Genomic DNA, 18,612 nt, shown 5'->3' on the forward strand with positions numbered 1-18,612 from the left:
AGCCCCCGGAGCCCCCGGAGCCCCCGGAGCCCCCGGAGCCCCCCGAACCCCTGGAGCCCCCCGAACCCCCCTCAAGCCCCGCCATCCGTGCCGCGACCGTCTCCGCGGCCGGTGTCAGGAGTTCGTCCACGACTCTCCCGTCGACCAGGAACACCACTCGGTCCGCGCGGGCCGCGGCCACCGGGTCGTGCGTCACCATCACCGTCGTCTGACTCTCCTGGTCGACCAAATCCCTGAGCAGGGTGAGGACTTGGCGGCCGGTCGTCGTGTCGAGGGCGCCCGTCGGCTCGTCGCCGAAGAGGACGGCCGGCCGGGTGATCAGGGCGCGGGCCAGGGCCACCCGCTGCTGCTGGCCGCCGGAGAGCTGCGAAGGGCGATGTCCCGCGCGCTCGGCGAGACCCACGCGGCTCAACGCCTCGCGCACCTGTGCGCGTGAGGCCCGCCGACCGGCGAGCCGCAGGGGGAGTGCCACGTTCTGCGCGGCAGTGAGCGACGGCAGCAGGTTGAAGGACTGGAACACGAAACCGATCCGGTCCCGGCGCAGGAGTGTGAGCGCCCGTTCGCCGAGTCCGGTGAGTTCGGTCCCGGCGACGGTGACGGTGCCCGACGTCGGACGGTCCAGGCCCGCGGCGCACTGGAGCAGCGTCGACTTCCCGGATCCGGAGGGCCCCATCACGGCGGTGAAGGTCCCGGCGAGGAAGTCGAGGTCGACCCCGTCGAGGGCGGTGACGCCGCGGTACTCGCGACGTACGGCGGTGAGCCGCACAGCAGGTGTGGTCATGTCTCAACCCAACCGCCGAGGCGCCCCGCGAACACGACCACTGGAGGGTGTCCCGAGGGTATGGCCGGCCCTACCCCCGTACCCGCCTGAGACCATGGAAGAGAAGGCGCGGCAGGCCACACGGCGGACCGCGCGGCAAGGCTCCATGGTGGACCGCAGGCCAAGCCGCGCCATGGCGGACCGCAAGGCAGGCCGCGCCATGGCGGACCGCAGGGCAAGCCGCGCAGCGGACCGCACGGCAGGCCAGGCAGACAGGCAAGGAGGCGGAGCCCCCGCATGACGGAACGTACGACGCGGACAACGGTCGAGCAGGCCTTCGCCGCCGCCCTCTACGGGGAGGGCGCGGAGGCCGGGCTCGACACGGGCGCGTCCCTGCTCGCCGCCGACCCGTCCGTCGAAACTCAACTCGCCTTGCGCGGGCAGGAGTTCATACGCCGGGCCTGGGAGCGCGGCTGGCAGCCCGCCGACGTCATGCGCATCGTCGTGCGGGACCTCGAAGAGGCCCCGCACGGACACATCGCGGCCGGTCTGATCCGGGCCGAGACCGCGCGTTACGAGTATCTGCCCCCGCGCTGGGACGCACAGCTCGCCGACCTGCCTCAGGACGCGAGTGCCGGCGGGGGGCCGCGTCCGGACCGCTTCTCGTACGCCACCGCCGTCCTGGAGCTGTACCGCCTGCTCCTGCGGCTCCCGCCGATCGAGGCCGTGGGGCCCGTGCCGGGCGAGTCCGTGGCGCGGCCCGTCGCGGGGGAGCCGCGCGAGCTGGCCCGCATCCGCGCGCTGCTCGCCAAGGCCGAGGCGACCGCCTACCCGCCGGAGGCCGAGGCGCTGGCGGCGAAGGCGCAGGAGCTGATGACCAGGCACAGCGTCGACGCGGCCCTTCTCGCGGCCCGTACACACGCGAAGGACACGCCCGTCGCGTGCCGGATCGGCGTGGACGCCCCGTACGAGACGGCGAAGGCGGCTCTGCTGGACGCGGTCGCGTCGGCGAACCGCTGCCGCGCGGTGTGGAACAGCGGTTTCGGCTTCTCCACGGTCGTCGGCTTCGAGTCCGACCTGGAGGCGGTGGAGTTGCTCCATACGTCGCTGCTGGTGCAGGGCACGGCGGCGATGACGCGGGCCGAGGCCGAGCAGCGCGCCGGAGGACGTAAGCGGACCAAGACGTTCAGGCAGGCGTTCCTCGCGGCGTACGCGCACCGCGTGGGCGACCGGCTCGCGGCGGTGGCGGAGGAGGTGACCGGCGGAAGCCAGGAGGGCGGGCTGCTGCCGGTCCTGGCGGCGCGCGATGTCGCGGTGGCCGGCCGGATCGACGACATGTTCCCGCAGACCATGACGACCCGGGTCCGGGGTGTCAGCGACGGCGCCGGCTGGGCGGAGGGCGTGGCGGCCGCCGACCGCGCCCGCGTCTCGGGCCACGCACGCGCCTCCGGCCGCGCCGAGGTGCACGGCGGCCGCACGCCCCGATGAACTGAACCGTCCAGGGCTGAACCGCCCCGTCCCGGCTGACCGACCCGTCCCGGCCGACCTGACCGCTGGGTGGCGACGACGCTCTGCGCGCCCATCGTCCAGGCTGCCCTGCCCCCCTGCCCTGCCCCCCTGCCCTGCCCCCCTGCCCTGCCCCCCTGCCCTGCCTTGCCCTGCCCCTGACCTGACCAGTCCCGACTGAAGACCCGTCCCGACCGAATCGACCTGCATCAACCCATACATCAGACTCGCCCGTATTCTGACGGAGTGAGCTGGTTCCGGGCGCTGAAGGACACCACCCGCTCGGGCCTGAGTGTCGAGCGGAAGCGCCTGGAACCCCTGATCGCGCTGCGTGGCGCCGCCGGTCTGGCCATCGTGATCACGGTCAGCCTCACGTTCTTCGGCCCGGCGGTCGCGGCAAGCTCCGCGTTCGGCGCGTTCCAGGCCGCGATCGCCACCTTCCAGCGCAGCTGGCGCCCCCGCCCCGAGCTGGCCGTGGCATCCGGCGCGAGTCTCGGCGTCTCGACGTTCCTCGGCTATCTCACCGGCGGCCACCTCGTCCTCTTCCTCGCGCTCCTCGTCCTGTGGACGTTCTTGGCGGGCCTGTCCTGGGCGGCGGGTCCGACGATCGGGATCATCGCGTCGTCGAACGTCGCGATGATGCTGGTCACGATCACCCTGCCGACGTCGGTCGCGAACGCCGCCGGGCACGCCGCGATGATGGTCTTCGGCGGTCTCGTCCAGGCCGCCCTCGTGATCCTCTTCCCGGTACGCAGATGGGGCGCGCACCGCGACGCCCTGGCCGACGCGCTCGCCGCGGAGGCCGACTACGCGCGCCGACTGCGCCACGACCCGGTCGCCCCGTTCGACGGGGAACCGCTGATGCTGGCGCGCAACGCCGCCGCGCTCACCCCGCGCCAGGCCCGCACCCGCCCGGCCCAGCTGCGCGGCGCCCGCGGCATCGCCGAACGCATCCGCCCGGTCCTCGCCTCGCTCGCGGACCCGGCGGTCGGCGTCCCGGACGAGGGGCCCGAACGCGAGCGCGTCCTGGAACTCCTGGGCGCGGCGGGCTCGATCCTGGACGCGGCGGCGCGGGCGATCCGCCACGGCGAGCCGGTCGAGGTGCCCCCGGCGGCGGTCGCCACGTTCAAGACCCCCGACACGGAGGCGATCCTCTCCGGCCCGGCGAAGCGAGCGGCGGCGCGCCTCGGCTCGCTCCTGAGGGACGTACTGGAGACCGCGGGCGCGCGGACGGACACCCAGCACCCCGAGCCCCGCAACGAGAACGCCCAGCTCAGCCGCCCCACCCTCGTCCGGCTGCTCCCCGTCGCGGCGGGCGCGATGCGCAGGGAGCTGTACCGCGGATCGCCGATTCTCCGGCATGCCGTCCGGGTGGCGGCCGTCGCGGCGGTCGGCTACCTCATCGGCACCGCGCTCCCCTTCGGCCACGGTTACTGGGCGCCGATGGCCGCCGTCATGGTCATGCGCCCCGACTTCTCGCAGACGTACTCGCGCGCGGTGGCCCGTTTCGGCGGCACGCTCATCGGAGTCGCCCTCGCCACCGGGCTCGTCCAGGTCGCCCACCCGGGCACCGGGCTCTCCGCGACGCTCGCCGTGACCTGCGCGGGCCTGATGTACCTGGTGATGCGTACGGGCCAGCTCGCCGCGCAGGCCTGCGTCGCCGCGTACGTCGTGTTCCTGCTCGGCATGGGCGGCGAGGCGTGGGACCAGACGGTCCCGGAGCGGGTCGTGCTCACGCTCGTCGGCGGCATCCTCGCGATGCTGGCGTACGCGGTGTACCCGGCCTGGGAGACGCCCCGACTGCGCACGCGGCTCGCGGACTGGCTGCTCGCCCTCGGTCGGTACGGCGCCGCGGTGATCGGCCGCTACGCGGAGCCCGGCGGCGGGAACCTGCCCGAGGTGCGCGAGGCTCTGCTCGCCGCCCGCACGGCCGAACTCGCCTGGCAGGAGGCCGCGTCCAGGGCGCGGACCGAACCGGTGCGCCACCGCGGCCTCTCCCGCGCCGCTGCGGACGACGCCGAACACGCCCTGCGGCACATCGGCCGGGTCGAGATGCTGATGGAGGCGCACCTCCCCGAACGTGACGCGACCCCGGTCCCGGCGGCCGCCCGCCTCGCGAAGGCGCTGCGCACCGCCACGGAGGACGGCGCGCGTGCGGTGCGCGAACGCCGGGTGCCGCGCTGGCAGGCGGTACGGGACGCGCTCGCGGACTGGGACGGCGAGGGCGTCCCGGACCGGGTCGTACGCAGAGGCGCGGGCCTGCTCCTGGAGGCCCTGGAGGATCTCTCGGACGCCCTCGACACCGACGTACCTCCGATCACCCTGAAACCCGACGACCCGCACCCGCCCGACGCCCCGAAGCCGGACGCCCCGAAGTCCGACGACCGGAAGACGGACGCCCCGAAGCCGGGCGGCCCGAAGTCCGACGACCGGAATCCTGGCGCACGGAAACCCGACGGGCCGCCAGGTCCGGAGGGACGAGCGGCCCGATAGCGGGGAACGGCGACCAAGAAATCATGCAGAGTCGCCCGCGCCGGCCGCGTTACCTGAGCAGCCCGCGCCCCCGAGCAGCCCGAGCCCCCCGAGCCCCCGAGTCAGCCCGCCTCAGGACTTGGGCAGCCCCAGCGTCGGGAATCCCGACGGCAGCTTCCCGTTGTCCGTCTTGCGGAACGTGTCGTCCCCGAAGCCTTCCCACGACACCTTCAGGGTCGTGGCGTCGACGGACTTGACCTGTCCCGCGTTCCGGTCGGTGTTCCCGTCGGGGCACTTCAGGGTGAGCATCTGCATGCCCATCTCGTCGCCCGCGGTCCCACTGCACACGTGCTCGCCGACGAGGGCCACCTTCTTGCCGCTGATGAGCAGGGCGACGCTCTTGCCCTGGGACGTGGTGACCCAACTCCCCTGAAGGCTCCCGGACGTCCCGCCGGAACCGGAACCGCTACCACCCGTGTCGGCCCCTGCGGACGCCGAGGCCTGCGGCGTCTCCTTGGACTTGCCGCCGTCGCCCCCGTCACCGCTGTCGCTGCTGCATCCGGTGATCACGAGCGCCGCGGCAACTCCCGCCGCGGCGGCACCGATCCGTACGCGCTTGAGCACAAGATCCCCCTACGTCGCGGATGTGACTGCCGGTACGTGGCCCGGCCCGCAGCAAGCTACCAGCCGCCCCTCACGTCACCGGGAAGGCTTCCGCACTCCGGGCAGGACGCCCGCGTGCGCCTGCTCGCGCGGGTTCATCCGGGAGAGGCCGAAGGCGGGCAGGTACCCGCGCGGCCGTCCGTCGACACTGTCGCGGTTGCGTACGCGCGTGGCGCTCGCATCCCTCGACTGACGTGCCAACTCGTGTTGCGCGGCGGCGCGCTCCGCCTCGGTGGACGACAGCCGGCGGACGATCTCGTTGAGCGCGGCCCGACGCACGGCGCAGCGGACGACGACCCTCCGGCGCTTCTCGTTCTTCGCGATCCTGCTCTTCCTGGTCATCGGATCCTCACTCCACGGGCACGAATCCTGGCGACGGCGGCATCGACGCCGATCGCATCGACGGTCCTGATCGCCCTGGCGCTCGGTCGCAGCCCTACGTGCCGGCCCTCGCTCGGCAGCCAGTGGCGCTTGCGCTGGACGTGGGGATCGAAGCGGCGTGACGTGCGCCGGTGGGAGTGGGAGATGCGGTTGCCGAAGCCGGGGCGGCCCCGGTCGGCATGCGGTGCGCGGGCATGGCGACGTACCTCTCTCGGTGGCTGTGGCCCGTGGGTCGGAGCTGTGACTCGGATCTCTTGAAAACGGGATTCATTTTCATATACTAGCCACATGGCACGCAACGAACTCCGCCCAGTGATCAAGCTCAGGTCCACCGCGGGTACGGGCTACACCTACGTCACCCGCAAGAACCGCCGTAACGACCCCGATCGCGTGGCCCTGCGCAAGTACGACCCGGTCGCAGGCCGCCACGTCGACTTCCGAGAGGAGCGTTGAGCCCCGTGCGCAAGGACATCCACCCCTCCTACGGCCCGGTCGTCTTCCGTGACCGTGCCGCGAACCACGCCTTCCTGACCCGCTCGACCGCCACCAGCGACAAGACCGTCGCGTGGGAGGACGGCCAGACCTACCCCGTCATCGATGTCGAGATCTCGAACGTGAGCCACCCCTTCTACACGGGCAACGCGCGCGTACTCGACACCGCCGGGCGCGTGGAGCGCTTCGAGCGGCGCTTCGGGAAGCTGGGTGGCCGGTGACCGGCTGCCTGTAGCGATCGTCGGCGGCCTGCACGCGCAAGCGCGGCGGGCCGCCGGGCCGCTGTCGAGGAACCGCTCGCCAGGGACCCGGGCGGCATCGCGCTCCACCGCGACCTCTGGACTGCCCGCTGGGGCAGGGTCGAACGGGCCCTGCGGCGAGGCCACCGGGGCCTCGCCGCAGGACTGCCCCACCACCGGCGAGGCAGCCCTGCAGGGCCGGCCGCGCGCGTTCAACCCGCTCCTGGAGGTCAGAAAACGGGAGCGAGGTGTCAGAACGGGAGCGGGGGCGTCAGCACGCGAGCGGGGGTGTCAGAACGGGAACTGGCTCCGGCCGTGCTGCACGGAGATCCACTTCTGCGTGGTGAACGCCTCGACGGTCGCCTCGCCGTTCAGCCGGCCGAGCCCGGACCGCTTCTCACCGCCGAACGCGACGAGCGGCTCGTCGTGCACCGTGCCGTCGTTGACGTGGATCATCCCGGTGTCGATGCGCCGCGCGAACGCGACGCCCCGCTCCACGTCCCGCGTGTGCACGGCCCCGCTCAGCCCGTAAGGGGTGTCGTTCGCGACGGCCACCGCCTCCTCGTCCCCGTCGAAGGGGATGAGGAGCGCGACGGGACCGAAGATCTCCTGCCGCAGCACCGGGGAGTCGGCCGGCAGGCCCGTCAGGACGCTCGGCTCGACCAGATTGCCGACGGCCTTGCCGTGCAGCAGCGCGGTCGCGCCTTCCGCGAGCGCCTGGTCGACGACGCCCGAGACCGCCTCCGCCTGCGTGGAGTTGATGACCGGACCGATGACGGTCGACGGGTCGCGCGGGTCGCCCACCTTGAGGGAGCGGACCTTGGCGACGAACTTCTCGGTGAACTCCTTCTCGACCTTGCGGTCCACCAGGATCCGGTTGGCGGCCATGCAGACCTGGCCCTGGTGCACGTACCGGCTGAAGACCGCCGCGTCGACGGCGTAGTCGACGTCCGCGTCGTCGAGCACGGTCAGTGCGCTGTTGCCGCCCAGCTCCAGGACGGCGTGCTTGAACTGCGAGGCGCACACCGTCGCGACGTGCTGGCCCACCGCGTCGGAGCCGGTGAAGGAGATGACCTTCGGTACGGGGTGGGTGAGGAGTGCGTCGCCGATCTCGGCGATGTCGGTGATGACGACGTTGAGCAGACCGGCCGGCAGGCCCGCGTCCTCGAAAATCTTGGCGACCAGGGAGCCACCGCAGATCGGAGTGTTCTGGTGCGGCTTGAGAACCACGCCGTTGCCGAGGGCCAGCGCGGGCGCGACCGACTTCAGCGACAGCAGGAACGGGAAGTTGAAGGGGCTGATGACGCCCACGACGCCGACGGGAACGCGGTAGACCCGGTTCTCCTTGCCGTCGACGGGCGACGGGATGACCCGCCCCTGCGGGCGCAGCGCCAGCTGGATCGACTCGCGCAGGAACTCCTTGGCGAGGTGCAGCTCGAACCCTGCCTTCAGCCGCGTACCGCCGAGCTCGTCGACGATCGCGTCGGATATCTCGGCCTCGCGCTCCTCGACCAGGCGCAGGGCCCGCTCGAAGACCAGGCGTCGCGTGTACGCGTTGGTGTCCGCCCAGCTCTTCTGCGCCCGCTCGGCCGCGCGGTAGGCCTCGTCGACCTCGTCGGCCGACGCCACGGTGATGGAGGCCAGCTTCTCGCCGTTGTACGGGTTGAAGTTGATGATGTCCCACGCCCCGCGGCCGGGACGCCATGAACCGTCGATGTATTGCTGGGCCAGTTCGGTGAAGTAGGACATGAGATCCCTTGCTGCTGCCGGCAGACACCTAATGGCTCGTCATCTTACGTCTGTACCAGCCGAGTTGTGGTCTGGTTGCGGCGCCCGGCCGATCGCCATCGATCGCCACCGATCGGAAGGAACGGTTCTCGGCCGGCCTCGCCCAGCAGGCATTGGTCAGCAGGCAATTGGCCAGCGGGCATTGCCCAGCAGGCGTTGGCCTGCAGGCACTGCTCAGCAGGCGTTGGCCTGCAGGCACTGCTCGGCAGTGTCGGTCAGGCGGCCTTCGCCAGCAGGCCGTGGATGATGTCCACGCTCTCCGCGGGCGTCGGGCACTCCGCCTGAAGCTGCTCCATCGCCCGCGCGTACTGCGTGACGTCCTCGCGCTTGTCGAGGTACAGGGCGCTGGTGAGCTGCTCCATGTAGACGATGTCCGAGAGATCGGACTCCGGGAAGCTGAGCATCGCGAAGGCGCCGGTCTCACCCGAGTGGCCACCGAATCCGAACGGCATGACCTGGAGGGTGACGTTGGGCCGCTCGGAGATGTCGATCAGATGCTGGAGCTGACCCTGCATCACCTTGGATCCGCCGTAAGGGCGTTGGAGCGCGGCCTCGTCGAGTACGACGTGGAACTCGGGGGCGTGCTCGGAGACGAGGAGTTTCTGCCTTTCGAGACGCAGCGCCACTCGCCGGTCGATGTCCGCCTTCGGCGCGCCCTTCATGCCCCGGGCGACGACCGCGTGCGCGTACCCCTCGGTCTGAAGCAGCCCGTGCACGAACTGCACCTCGTAGGCGCGGATGAGTGACGCGGCGCCCTCCAGGCCGACATAGGTGGGGAACCAGCCGGGCAGGACGTCCGAGTACGTATGCCACCAGCCCGCGACGTTGGCCTCCTTGACGAGGGAGAGGAGCGCGCCGCGCTCCGCCTCGTCGGCGACTCCGTAGAGGGTCAGCAGGTCCTCGACGTCCCTGGCCTTGAAGCTCACCCGTCCCAACTCCATGCGGCTGATCTTCGATTCTGATGCGCGGATCGAGTAACCGGCCGCTTCCCGGGTGATGCCGCGCGATTCGCGCAGGCGCCTCAGCTGCGAGCCCAGCAGGATGCGACGCACCACTGAGCCGCTCGACTCTCCTGCACTCACGTCGCTCCACCCTCCCGATCACACCAGCAGCCGAAGTCTGCCATTAAAACGCTCCTGCCTGTACTCGTTCGGTTACAGAAACGGAAAGGTTGCGAAAGGTCTCCACAAGAAGTCGTGGGAAGAAATGAGCAACAAGTGGTACGCGGGGGGACAGGACGGGCGCGTGCACGTGCATCTGCCCTTGCATCTGCTGTACGCATTCGGAACGATGGCCCACGCACCACCGCTCCACTCGCTATGTACCGCGAATCCCGGGAGTGCCTCGGATGGGGACGAATGGACCGGCCATGCTCGAGCCGTTAAGGCAGGGGCTTCCGCCACTCGACCCTTCAGCCGTTTCCAGCTCCGCCTCCTGCGCGCTTCCCGCACGGTACGAAGCGGTGGGCAGCGCCCGTAAGTTCACGCGCGGGACGCTCGACGGCTGGGACGTGGCGGACAGATTCGACGACGTCTGTCTCGTCGTCTCCGAACTCGTCACCAACGCCCTGCGGCACGCACTGCCCTCGGACACCCCGCGTTCCCAGGATCCGCCGGTGCGGCTGCACCTGATGCGCTGGACCTCACGCCTGGTGTGCGCGGTGCGCGACCCCAGCGACGAGAGCCCCGTCGCCCGCGAGGCGGAGGACGACTTCAACGCCGAATCGGGCCGCGGCCTGTTCCTGGTCGACTCGTTCAGTGACAGCTGGGGCTGGCATCCGCTGGCCGGCACGCTGAACGGCAAAGTGGTGTGGGCGCTGTTCCGGCTGTGAAGTCCGGGTAACCGGCGATGGGCATATGGGAGATGACGGGTAGTCACTCGATGCTGAGGGCTTGCGCCGGTCGCCTTCACTCGTCGCCCGGCGATGACGAATGACAGATGTCGCCATCTGTCATCTGTTGGCTGTCACCTGTCAGGTGTCACCTGTCGGTTGTCATCCGTCATGTGTCACCCGGCAACGGCAACCGTCACCCGTCGGCTATCAAGTGGTCGAACTCCCCGTCCTTGACGCCCAGCAGCATCGCCTCGATTTCGGCGGGCGTGTAGACGAGGGCCGGGCCCTCCGGGAAGTTCGAGTTGCGCATCGCCACCCGTCCCCCCGGCAATTTCGCGAACTCCACGCAGGAACCCTGTGAGTTGCTGTGTCTGCTCTTCTGCCAGACCACACCGTGAAGTTCCGTGGCCGCCATGCCGTTGTACACGTGGTGCACAGGTCGCCCCCCAGTCGTGCTGTGGCCTATGAGGCTCATGCGGCCAGTGAGTCAGGTGTAGTGGTCAACTGTCCTGGATCATAGCTGCGTTCACATGCCGATGCATGGGCAGATGCACGTGCACGGGGGGTGTTCCCCCGGTTACAGCTCTTCGAGCGTCTGCCCCAGCGCTCGCATGACATGCGAGCGCCAGCCCCCGTCCATGATCTTCCGTGCCATCATCTGTGCCGGATCGTCCGGATCGAATCCGTCGTGCACCAGGAAGAGACGCGTCCCACGGCCTTCTGGCTCCAGGTTCCACGTAATGGTCCAGTCCGCGGAATTGGCCGGATCCCGGTCCTGCCACCGGACGCTGAGCATCCGCTCCGTCTCGTACGCGAGGACCTCGACGTCGACGGTGCCGGAGAAGCCGGTGTTGGGGCGCGGCACGGTCGTCATCACGTACCGGTGGCCCACCTCGAGGCGGAAGTCCTCGCTGCCCGGCATCAGCCACTGGGCGATCAGCTCGGGCTCGGTCAGGGCGCGCCAGACCTTGGCGGGCGGGTGGGGGAGGAACTGGTCGACGGTGATGCTGGCGAGGCTCATGACCCGTCATCGTCGGGCATGCGGTCGAGGAGTTCGGCGAGCCCCTTCAGGTGGCCGCGCCAGAACCGCTCGTACGGATGGAGCCAGTCCTGCACCTCGGCCAGGGGGACGGCCTCGAGCCGGTAGATGCGCTGCCGTCCCGCACGTTCCTCCGACACGAGTCCGGCCTGGCGCAGCACCTTGAGGTGCTCCGAGAGGCTGGGGCGGCGCATCGCGAAGTGGTCGGCGAGGGCCTGGACGGGCTGCGGGCCCTCGTCCCTGAGGAGGCGGAGCACCTCGCGCCGTGTCCCGTTGGCGAGCGCGGCGAACAGCCGGTCCTGGCCGGCGGTGTCGGTCGCGCTCGTGGTCGCCATCGGTGTCAGAAGCCTTCCTTCTCCGTGATGAGCATCAGTGCGTTGCCGTCCGGGTCGCTGAAAGAGGCCATGCGCCCCCACGGCACGTCGTCGGGGCCGGTGACCTCGGCTCCGGCGGCGGTGAGCCGCGCGCAGTCGACGTCGACGTCGGTCGTCACCAGCATGATCCCCCGTGCCGACCCCGGGGTGAAATCTCCCATGCCCGGGCCGGCCAGCGTGAAGACGGTCTGCGCGCCCGCGGGTGCGACCTGGAGCCAGCGGCCCGGCGGCATCTCGCGGTCGGCCGTGACGTCGAAGCCGAGAACGTCGACGTAGAAGCGCAGGGCGCGGTCCTGGTCGGCGACGGGGAGGGTGATGAAGGAGGCGTGCGTGATGTTCGTGTGGCTGCTCATGCTCCGACTATAGGTAGGAATTTCCCTACGCGCCAAAGGTAGGGAAATTCCTACGCGAAACATTCCTGGGTGGTGCCGCTCGGGGACGGAGGCCGAGCGCACTTCCCTCTACCTTCGTCCGTACAGGCGGCACAACCGAGGGAAGGCGGCTCACGATGGCGACTCAGGGGAACGCGGAGATCCGCGGCGACGAACGCGGCACGCTCCTGATCTTCCTCGCCGAGCAGCGAGGCGCCGTCCGCCGGGCCGTGCTCGGGCTGACCGACGAGCAGGCCGCGGCGACGCCGAGTGCCAGTGCGCTGTCGCTGTCCGGGCTGGTCAAGCATGTCGCGGAGACCGAGCAGGGGTGGGTGGCGCGGGCCCGGCAGGTGGCGCCCGACGTGCGGCGCACCGAGGCGAACTGGGCCGACAGCTTCCGGCTCGTGGGCGACGAGTCCGTCGAGTCGGCGCTCGCCTACTGGGACGAGGTGGCGCTGGCCACCGAGGAGTTCGTCCGGTCGGTGCCGAGCCTCGACGACACGTTCCCGCTGCCCCGCCATCACTGGTCGCCGGACGAGGGGGAGGTGTCCGTGCGGTGGCTGCTGCTCCATCTGATCCGGGAGGCGGCCCGGCACGCCGGGCACGCGGACATCATCCGCGAGTCCCTGGACGGGAAGACCGCGTACGAGCTGGTGGCGATGGAGCGGGAGTGACGTCCTACGCTGGGGCCCATGTCAGCGATCCGCCTCCTGGTCCTCGGGGCCGTGCGCCAGCACGGCCGTGCGCATGGTTACCAGGTGCGCAACGACCTCGAGTACTGGGGCGCGCACGAGTGGTCGAACGCCAAGCCCGGGTCGATCTATCACGCGCTCAAGCAGATGGCGAAGCAGGGATTCCTCGTCGCGCACGAGATCGCGCCCTCCACGGCCGGCGGCCCGCCGCGCACCGAGTACGAGATCACGGACAAGGGCACCGAGGAGTTCCTCACGCTGCTGCGGAAGGCGCTCGTGGCGTACGACCAGAAGCCGGACATCCTCTCGGCCGCGCTCGGCTTCATCGTCGATCTGCCGCGGCGGGAAGCGGTGGAGCTGCTGCGGCGGCGCGTGGACGGCATCGAGGAGTGGCGGCGCGCCGTCACCGAGTACTACACGCCCGAGGACGGGCCCGAACGGCTCGGCCACATCGGCGAGATCATGAACTTCTGGGTGCACTCGGCCGACTCGGGCGCGGAGTGGACGCGGGGGCTGATCGGCCGGATCGAGGGCGGCGCGTACACGTTCGCGGGGGAGGGCGAGCCGTTCGTCGGGGTGCTCGCCGAGGGGCAGGAGAACCCCTACGCCACGGGTGAGCCGCATCCCGGGGATCCGCGGTAGTCAGGTTCGACCCGTGGTGGCGTCCCCGCGGCTCGACCGGGGTCCGTGTGGGCCCGTACGGGATCTGTTCGGCGACCTCGGTGGGCAGCCGGGGCGCCTGTGGGCGGCGGTGCTCCGACCGCTCGCGCCGCTCGCGTGTTCTTTCCGCCGGCGGTACGGAAGTTCACGCCGCTCGGTACACAGGGCTCGGCATCTGCGGGGCCGGGCACGTGCGGCTCTTGACGTGCGGCGCTCGGCCAACAGGGCTCGGCGGACGGTGCCCGTGGACAACGGCAGTGGCCAGCGTCAGTGGTGGAAGGCGGTCGCCGCTTCCTTGTCGCGGGTCAGCGGGTGTGCCTGCCGGCGCAGTTCGGGCAGCAGGCGGTCGAGGTCGGCGAGGAAGAGCGCGGCCAGGTCCGCCGAGAAGCCGTTGCGGCACACCAGTCGCAGCACGGCCAGGTCCTGGCGATGCGGGGGGAACGTGTACGCGGGAACGAGCCAGCCGGACTCGCGCAGGCGCCGCGACACGTCGAAGACGTCGTACGCCTTCACCTCGGGTGCTGTCGTGAAGGCGATGACGGGCAGTTGGTCGCCGCGCGTGATGAGCTGGAAGTCGCCGAGGGTCTCGATGCGTTCGGCGAGGCCCCGGGCGACGTCCCGGGTCGACTGCTGGACCGCGCGGTAGCCCTCGCGGCCCAGGCGCAGGAACGTGTAGTACTGCGCGACGACCTGCGCGCCGGGCCGGGAGAAGTTGAGGGCGAAGGTCGGCATGTCGCCGCCCAGGTAGTTGACGCGGAAGACCAGATCCTCCGGCAGGTCGTCCGCCGTACGCCACAGGGCCCAGCCGACGCCGGGGTAGACGAGTCCGTACTTGTGGCCCGACGTGTTGATGGACGACACCCGCGGCAGGCGGAAGTCCCAGACCAGGTCGGGGTCGATGAAGGGCGCGATCATGCCCCCGGAGGCGCCGTCGACGTGGACGGGGATGTCCAGGCCGGTCTTCTCCTGGAGGGTGTCGAGGGCGGCGCACAGCTCCTCGATCGGCTCGTACGAGCCGTCGAACGTGGAGCCGAGGATGCCGATGACGCCGATGGTGTTCTCGTCGCACAGCTCGGCGGCGGCCTGCGGGTCGAGGTGGAAGCGGTCGCCCTCCATGGGGACCTGGCGCGCCTCGACCTCCCAGAAGTTGCAGAACTTCTCCCAGCAGACCTGGACGTTGATGCCCATGACGAGGTTCGGGCGGGCGTGCTTGGACGGGTAGCGGTCGGCGTTCCGCTTCATCCAGCGGCGCTTGAGGGCCATCCCGGCGAGCATGCACGCCTCGCTCGAACCGGTGGTCGAACAGCCGACGGCGCCGTTCGGGTCCGGCGCGTTCCACAGGTGGGCGAGCATCGACACGCAGCGCCGCTCCAGCTCCGCGGTGCGCGGGTACTCGTCCTTGTCGATCATGTTCTTGTCTCTGCACTCGCCCATCAGGACGCCGGCCTGGGGTTCCATCCATGTGGTGACGAACGTGGCGAGGTTGAGCCGTGCGTTGCCGTCGAGCATCAGCTCGTCATGGACCAGTTGATACGCCGTGGAGGGCGGCATGGGGTCGTCGGGCAGCCGGTGCTTGGGCGGGGCGTCGGTCATGCCTCCGACCGGATTGGCCTCGCCGTAGAAGGGGTTGACGGCCATCGGGCGCTTGTCGTGCTGATCGGGACCGTGGTGCAGCGGCATCGTGGCGGGCTCCCTCGATACGGGTCGTGGCCTCATCGCGAGGATACGGAGGGGTGCGGCGTACCGCCCGGCGAGAACGGCACGGCCGCGCCGTTGGGCGGTACCGCTCAGCGCACGGACGTGCCGTCGTCGCGCAGCTGCATCTGGGGGCGTCCGGTGACCAGGATCCAGCCCGGCAGCGAGGCGATGCACAGCAGGGCGATGATCGCCGGGGACGCGACCAGGACGGCCGCGGTGAACAGGCTGATCCAGCCCTGGCGGGTGATGGCGAGCAGGATGCCGAGGACGCCCGCCGAGACGCCGACGGCGGGGTGCACGCCCGGCACGAGCGCGTGGGCGAGGAGGCCGAAGGCCGACCCGATGAAGACCGCGGGGAAGATCCGGCCGCCGCGGAAGCCGCAGGAGGCGGCGACCAGCAGGGCCGCCAGCTTCACCACCGTCATCAGGGCGAACTGGCCGGCCGACCAGCCGTCGGGGTTCCGGGCCAGCTCGGCGACCTCGTCGAGGCCCTTGAAGAGGGTGAGGTGTCCGCCGAGCGCGCCGAGCAGACCGAGCACGAGTCCGCCCGCGGGCAGCATCAGCATGGGGTGCTTGAGGCGTTTGAACGCGGCGTGCGTGTGCGGGAAGGCGTAGACGGCCGTCATGCCGAGGACCGCGGCCGCGGAGGTGATCACCAGGGAGGCGACGAGGTCACCCCAGCCCGGACGGGGAATGGAGGGCAGACCGAGGTCGAAGGTGGGGTGCGCGACGAGGGTCGTGGTCATCGCGCCTGTCGCGGCCGCGAGGAGCGGCGCGAACAGGGCGTCCCACAGCGAGCCCCTGATCGGCCTGCCCGCGAGGGCCTCGGAGATGACGAGGGCGGCGGCGACGGGCGTGCCGAACAGCGCGCCGAGTGTCGCGGCCTCGGCCAGCGAGACCCAGAGCGTGGGGGGCACGACCGGCATGGCCTTCGCGCCGAGCCAGAACACGAGGGCGATGTTGGCGGCGATGATCGGGTTCTCCGGGCCGAGGCTGGGCCCGCCGGCCAGCATCAGCGCCGTCGCGACGAGCAGCCCGGGCAGCAGGAACGGCGGCAGCGGCTCGCTCGCGAGCCCGATGGTGGCCGGGTCGGGTCCCGCGTGACCGGGCGCCTTCCAGACGACGAGACCTACGAGGATGCCGGTCACGGTCAGCATGACGATCATCCAGAGCGAGGAGTACCCGCCGACGCCGAGAGCGTCGGGCAGGTCGTTCCACAGCACGTGCTGGAGCTTCTCGGCGAGCTCGCTCACCGCGAGGAACAGCAGGCTGCACGCGACGCCCACGACGAGCGCGGGGACGACCAGCGGCAGCAACGTCCGTGCCGGGGTGGTCTCCTGGGGCGCGGCCTGCGCGTCGGTGCTCACCGGCACACCATAAGCGGACGAAAGCCGCACAACACCTGGAGAAAATGCCGCTTGCACCTCACGTGACGTGAGGCTGCACGCTGGGACCCGTACCGGAGCGGGCGCCGCCACAGGTGCCGACAACGGCGCCGGCGAAGACACCGGCATGACAGCGGCGCGGACAAGACACCGACACCGACACCGACTAGAGACACCGACACCGACAGGAGAGGGCCGGAGCCGTGAGCTACTCCGTGGGGCAGGTCGCCGGGTTCGCCGGCGTCACGGTGCGCACGTTGCACCACTATGACGAGATCGGCCTGCTGGCGCCCGTCGGGCGCAGCCACGCGGGTCACCGGCGCTACAGCGACGCCGACCTGGACCGGCTCCAGCAGATCTTGTTCTACCGGGAGCTCGGCTTCCCTCTGGACGAGGTCGCGGCCCTTCTCGACGACCCGGATGCGGATCCGCGCGCGCATCTGCGCCGCCAGTACGAGCTGCTGACCGCCCGGATCGGCCGGCTCCAGAAGATGGCAGCCGCCGTCCAAACCGCTATGGAGGCACGCAAGATGGGCATCGATCTCACGCCCGAGGAGAAGTTCGAGGTCTTCGGCGACCACGACCCCGAGCAGTACGCCGACGAGGTGCAGGAGCGCTGGGGTCACACCGACGCCTACGCCGAGTCGCAGCGCAGGGCCGCCTCGTACACCAAGGAGGACTGGCTGCGGATCAAGGAGGCGAACGACGACTGGATGCGCCGCCTCGTAGCCGTCATGGACGCGGGTGAGGAGCCCGGGTCCGTGGTGGCGATGGACCTCGCGGAGGAGCACCGGCAGCAGATCTGCCGGTTCCACTACGAGTGCAGCTACGAGATCCAGACCGCTCTCGGTGAGATGTTCGTCGCGGACGAGCGCTACCGGCGCAACCTCGACAAGGACCGGGAGGGCGTGGCCGCCTTCCTGCGGGAGGCGATCCTCGCCAACGCCGTACGCAACGTGTAGCCGCCTACCGCGGCGCGATCACCACGGCCGTGCCGTACGCGCACACCTCGGTGCCCACGTCCGCCGCTTCGGTGACGTCGAAGCGGAACATCAGCACCCCGTTGGCGCCGCGGGAGCGGGCCTGCTCGACGAGCCGCTCCATCGCCTGGTTACGGGTCTCCACCAGCGTCTTGGTGAGGCCCTTCAGCTCGCCGCCGATCATCGATTTGAGGCCGGCGCCGATCTGGCTGCCCAGGTGCCTGGAGCGGACGGTCAGTCCGAAGACCTCGCCGATCACCTTCTCCACCCGGTAGCCCGGCACGTCGTTCGTGGTGACGACGAGCACATCAGTCTGCGGATTCTGGCCGCCGCCGAAGTCTTCGATACCCATACACACAGGTTTGCCACAGTTGACGCACAGTGCATCCTGAGAGGGCGGCTGGAACCTGGTGCCGTCATCCGGCGTTGATAACTTTGCACCGCCATTGCCCTCGCTTCACCACCCCTCAGGAGTCCGGAACCGTGACGACGCTTGCTCTCGGACCAAGCTGGCTGGACCCGGACCACCTGCTCAACACGTTCGGCATCTGGGGCCTGCTCCTGATCGTGTTCGCGGAGTCCGGCCTGCTCATCGGCTTCTTCCTGCCGGGCGACTCCCTGCTGTTCACGTGCGGACTGCTGATCACCGCCGGCACGCTGGACTTCCCCCTGTGGGGCGCCGTCGGCCTGATCTGCGTCGCCGCGATCCTCGGCGACCAGGCGGGTTACCTCTTCGGCAAGAAGGTCGGCCCCTCGCTGTTCAACCGCCCGGACTCCCGCCTCTTCAAGCAGGAGAACGTGGTCAAGGCCCACGAGTTCTTCGAGAAGTACGGCCCGAAGTCCCTGGTCCTGGCCCGCTTCGTGCCCATCGTCCGCACGTTCACGCCGATCATCGCGGGCGTCAGCGGCATGAAGTACCGCTCGTTCATCACGTTCAACATCATCGGAGGCGTGCTCTGGGGCGCCGGCGTCACGCTCCTCGGCTCCTGGCTGGGCAACATCGAGTTCGTCCACAAGAACATCGAGGCGATCCTGATCCTGATCGTCCTCGTCTCGGTGGTCCCCATCGCGATCGAGTTCCTGAGGGCGCGCAGCAAGTCGAAGAAGGCCGAGGCCGCGATGCCCCAGCCGCAGACGCCGCCGCAGGGCCAGCGCGGGCGCCACGCCAAGCGCTAGACCGGCGGGAGGACCGCCCGGGGCACCTTCGCAGCGTCCTGGAACCTTCGGAGTCCTCGAAGCCCCGTGATCCTGGAACCCTGGAACTCCCGTGGTCCTGGA

19 protein-coding genes and 3 pseudogenes are annotated in these 18,612 nt (G+C 70.5%); 9 read left to right on the forward strand and 13 right to left on the reverse strand.

From position 1 onward, the window contains the following. Positions 1–70: 70 nt before the first annotated feature. A pseudogene (locus tag ACFC96_RS20340) lies at positions 71–781 on the reverse strand (ABC transporter ATP-binding protein); the annotation flags it as partial. Between the two features lie 276 nt (positions 782–1,057). Between ACFC96_RS20340 and ACFC96_RS20345 the strand changes: the two are divergent. After that, on the forward strand, positions 1,058–2,248 hold the full coding sequence (locus tag ACFC96_RS20345) for a DUF2786 domain-containing protein (protein WP_376613465.1): 1,191 nt from the start codon (positions 1,058–1,060) through the stop codon (positions 2,246–2,248). 264 nt (positions 2,249–2,512) lie between these two features. After that, on the forward strand, positions 2,513–4,759 hold the full coding sequence (locus ACFC96_RS20350) for an FUSC family protein (protein ID WP_376613466.1): 2,247 nt from the start codon (positions 2,513–2,515) through the stop codon (positions 4,757–4,759). Between the two features lie 111 nt (positions 4,760–4,870). Here the strand turns inward: ACFC96_RS20350 and ACFC96_RS20355 are convergent, their stop codons facing one another. The 3 genes and pseudogenes from ACFC96_RS20355 to rpmB form a co-directional block, all read right to left on the reverse strand. Next, positions 4,871–5,362: a hypothetical protein gene (locus tag ACFC96_RS20355; RefSeq protein WP_376255865.1), complete on the reverse strand. Its 492-nt coding sequence runs from the start codon at positions 5,360–5,362 to the stop codon at positions 4,871–4,873. Positions 5,363–5,437: 75 nt separating this feature from the next. Further along, positions 5,438–5,743, reverse strand: a complete 306-nt coding sequence (gene rpsN, locus ACFC96_RS20360) for a 30S ribosomal protein S14 (protein WP_376613468.1) — start codon at positions 5,741–5,743, stop codon at positions 5,438–5,440. Further along, positions 5,740–5,978 (reverse strand): annotated as a pseudogene (gene rpmB, locus ACFC96_RS20365) (50S ribosomal protein L28). Before rpmB ends, rpsN begins: the two are co-directional and overlap by 4 nt. Before the next feature lie 92 nt (positions 5,979–6,070). Between rpmB and rpmG the strand changes: the two are divergent. Both rpmG and ACFC96_RS20375 read left to right on the forward strand, forming a co-directional pair. Next, positions 6,071–6,235 carry a 50S ribosomal protein L33 gene (gene rpmG / locus ACFC96_RS20370; protein WP_376255871.1) on the forward strand — a complete coding sequence of 55 codons (165 nt, stop codon included), beginning with the start codon at positions 6,071–6,073 and terminating at the stop codon, positions 6,233–6,235. 5 nt (positions 6,236–6,240) lie between these two features. Beyond that, positions 6,241–6,495 (forward strand): type B 50S ribosomal protein L31, encoded by a 255-nt coding sequence (locus ACFC96_RS20375; RefSeq protein ID WP_376255873.1) that lies wholly within the window; start codon positions 6,241–6,243, stop codon positions 6,493–6,495. Positions 6,496–6,804: 309 nt separating this feature from the next. On the opposite strand, the gene ACFC96_RS20380 is transcribed toward ACFC96_RS20375, so the two are convergent. Then, positions 6,805–8,262 (reverse strand): aldehyde dehydrogenase family protein, encoded by a 1,458-nt coding sequence (locus ACFC96_RS20380; protein ID WP_376255875.1) that lies wholly within the window; start codon positions 8,260–8,262, stop codon positions 6,805–6,807. Between the two features lie 254 nt (positions 8,263–8,516). Then, entirely contained in the window at positions 8,517–9,383 is an 867-nt protein-coding gene (locus ACFC96_RS20385) for a helix-turn-helix domain-containing protein (RefSeq protein ID WP_376255877.1), read from the reverse strand. Between the two features lie 266 nt (positions 9,384–9,649). Between ACFC96_RS20385 and ACFC96_RS20390 the strand changes: the two genes are divergently transcribed. After that, complete coding sequence (locus ACFC96_RS20390) at positions 9,650–10,132, forward strand: ATP-binding protein (protein WP_376255879.1); 483 nt, start codon at positions 9,650–9,652, stop codon at positions 10,130–10,132. A gap of 196 nt (positions 10,133–10,328) precedes the next feature. On the opposite strand, the gene ACFC96_RS20395 is transcribed toward ACFC96_RS20390, so the two are convergent. The 4 genes from ACFC96_RS20395 to ACFC96_RS20410 form a co-directional block, all read right to left on the reverse strand. After that, positions 10,329–10,571: a DUF397 domain-containing protein gene (locus ACFC96_RS20395; protein WP_100597687.1), complete on the reverse strand. Its 243-nt coding sequence runs from the start codon at positions 10,569–10,571 to the stop codon at positions 10,329–10,331. A 141-nt stretch (positions 10,572–10,712) separates the two neighbouring features. After that, the gene (locus tag ACFC96_RS20400) at positions 10,713–11,156 is read right to left on the reverse strand and encodes an SRPBCC domain-containing protein (protein ID WP_376255881.1); all 444 of its coding nucleotides are present in this window, start codon (positions 11,154–11,156) and stop codon (positions 10,713–10,715) included. Next, entirely contained in the window at positions 11,153–11,509 is a 357-nt protein-coding gene (locus ACFC96_RS20405; protein ID WP_376255883.1) for an ArsR/SmtB family transcription factor, read from the reverse strand. The genes ACFC96_RS20400 and ACFC96_RS20405 overlap by 4 nt, the downstream gene beginning before the upstream one ends. 5 nt (positions 11,510–11,514) lie before the next feature. Next, positions 11,515–11,901 carry a VOC family protein gene (locus ACFC96_RS20410; RefSeq protein WP_376255885.1) on the reverse strand — a complete coding sequence of 129 codons (387 nt, stop codon included), beginning with the start codon at positions 11,899–11,901 and terminating at the stop codon, positions 11,515–11,517. A gap of 155 nt (positions 11,902–12,056) precedes the next feature. On the opposite strand from ACFC96_RS20410, the gene ACFC96_RS20415 reads away from it, so the two are divergent. After that, positions 12,057–12,593: a DinB family protein gene (locus ACFC96_RS20415; RefSeq protein WP_376255887.1), complete on the forward strand. Its 537-nt coding sequence runs from the start codon at positions 12,057–12,059 to the stop codon at positions 12,591–12,593. 18 nt (positions 12,594–12,611) lie between these two features. Beyond that, positions 12,612–13,253, forward strand: coding sequence for a PadR family transcriptional regulator (locus ACFC96_RS20420; RefSeq protein ID WP_376255888.1), 642 nt, complete (start codon positions 12,612–12,614; stop codon positions 13,251–13,253). 285 nt (positions 13,254–13,538) lie between these two features. On the opposite strand, the gene ACFC96_RS20425 is transcribed toward ACFC96_RS20420, so the two are convergent. Continuing rightward, positions 13,539–14,951 (reverse strand): glutamate decarboxylase, encoded by a 1,413-nt coding sequence (locus ACFC96_RS20425; RefSeq protein WP_376255890.1) that lies wholly within the window; start codon positions 14,949–14,951, stop codon positions 13,539–13,541. Positions 14,952–15,058: 107 nt separating this feature from the next. Beyond that, complete coding sequence (locus ACFC96_RS20430; RefSeq protein WP_376255892.1) at positions 15,059–16,336, reverse strand: ion channel protein; 1,278 nt, start codon at positions 16,334–16,336, stop codon at positions 15,059–15,061. 221 nt (positions 16,337–16,557) lie between these two features. Here ACFC96_RS20430 and ACFC96_RS20435 point away from each other — a divergent pair, with 221 nt between their 5' ends. Then, positions 16,558–17,316: a MerR family transcriptional regulator gene (locus tag ACFC96_RS20435; RefSeq protein ID WP_376613470.1), complete on the forward strand. Its 759-nt coding sequence runs from the start codon at positions 16,558–16,560 to the stop codon at positions 17,314–17,316. 4 nt (positions 17,317–17,320) lie between these two features. Here the strand turns inward: ACFC96_RS20435 and ACFC96_RS20440 are convergent, their stop codons facing one another. Beyond that, the gene (locus ACFC96_RS20440; protein ID WP_326711841.1) at positions 17,321–17,686 is read right to left on the reverse strand and encodes a YbjQ family protein; all 366 of its coding nucleotides are present in this window, start codon (positions 17,684–17,686) and stop codon (positions 17,321–17,323) included. 131 nt (positions 17,687–17,817) lie between these two features. Between ACFC96_RS20440 and ACFC96_RS20445 the strand changes: the two are divergent. Continuing rightward, positions 17,818–18,489: pseudogene (locus ACFC96_RS20445) on the forward strand (DedA family protein); the annotation flags it as partial. Between the last annotated feature and the right edge of the window lie 123 nt (positions 18,490–18,612).

This window comes from Streptomyces sp. NPDC055955 (assembly GCF_042270245.1).
Taxonomy (GTDB): domain Bacteria; phylum Actinomycetota; class Actinomycetes; order Streptomycetales; family Streptomycetaceae; genus Streptomyces.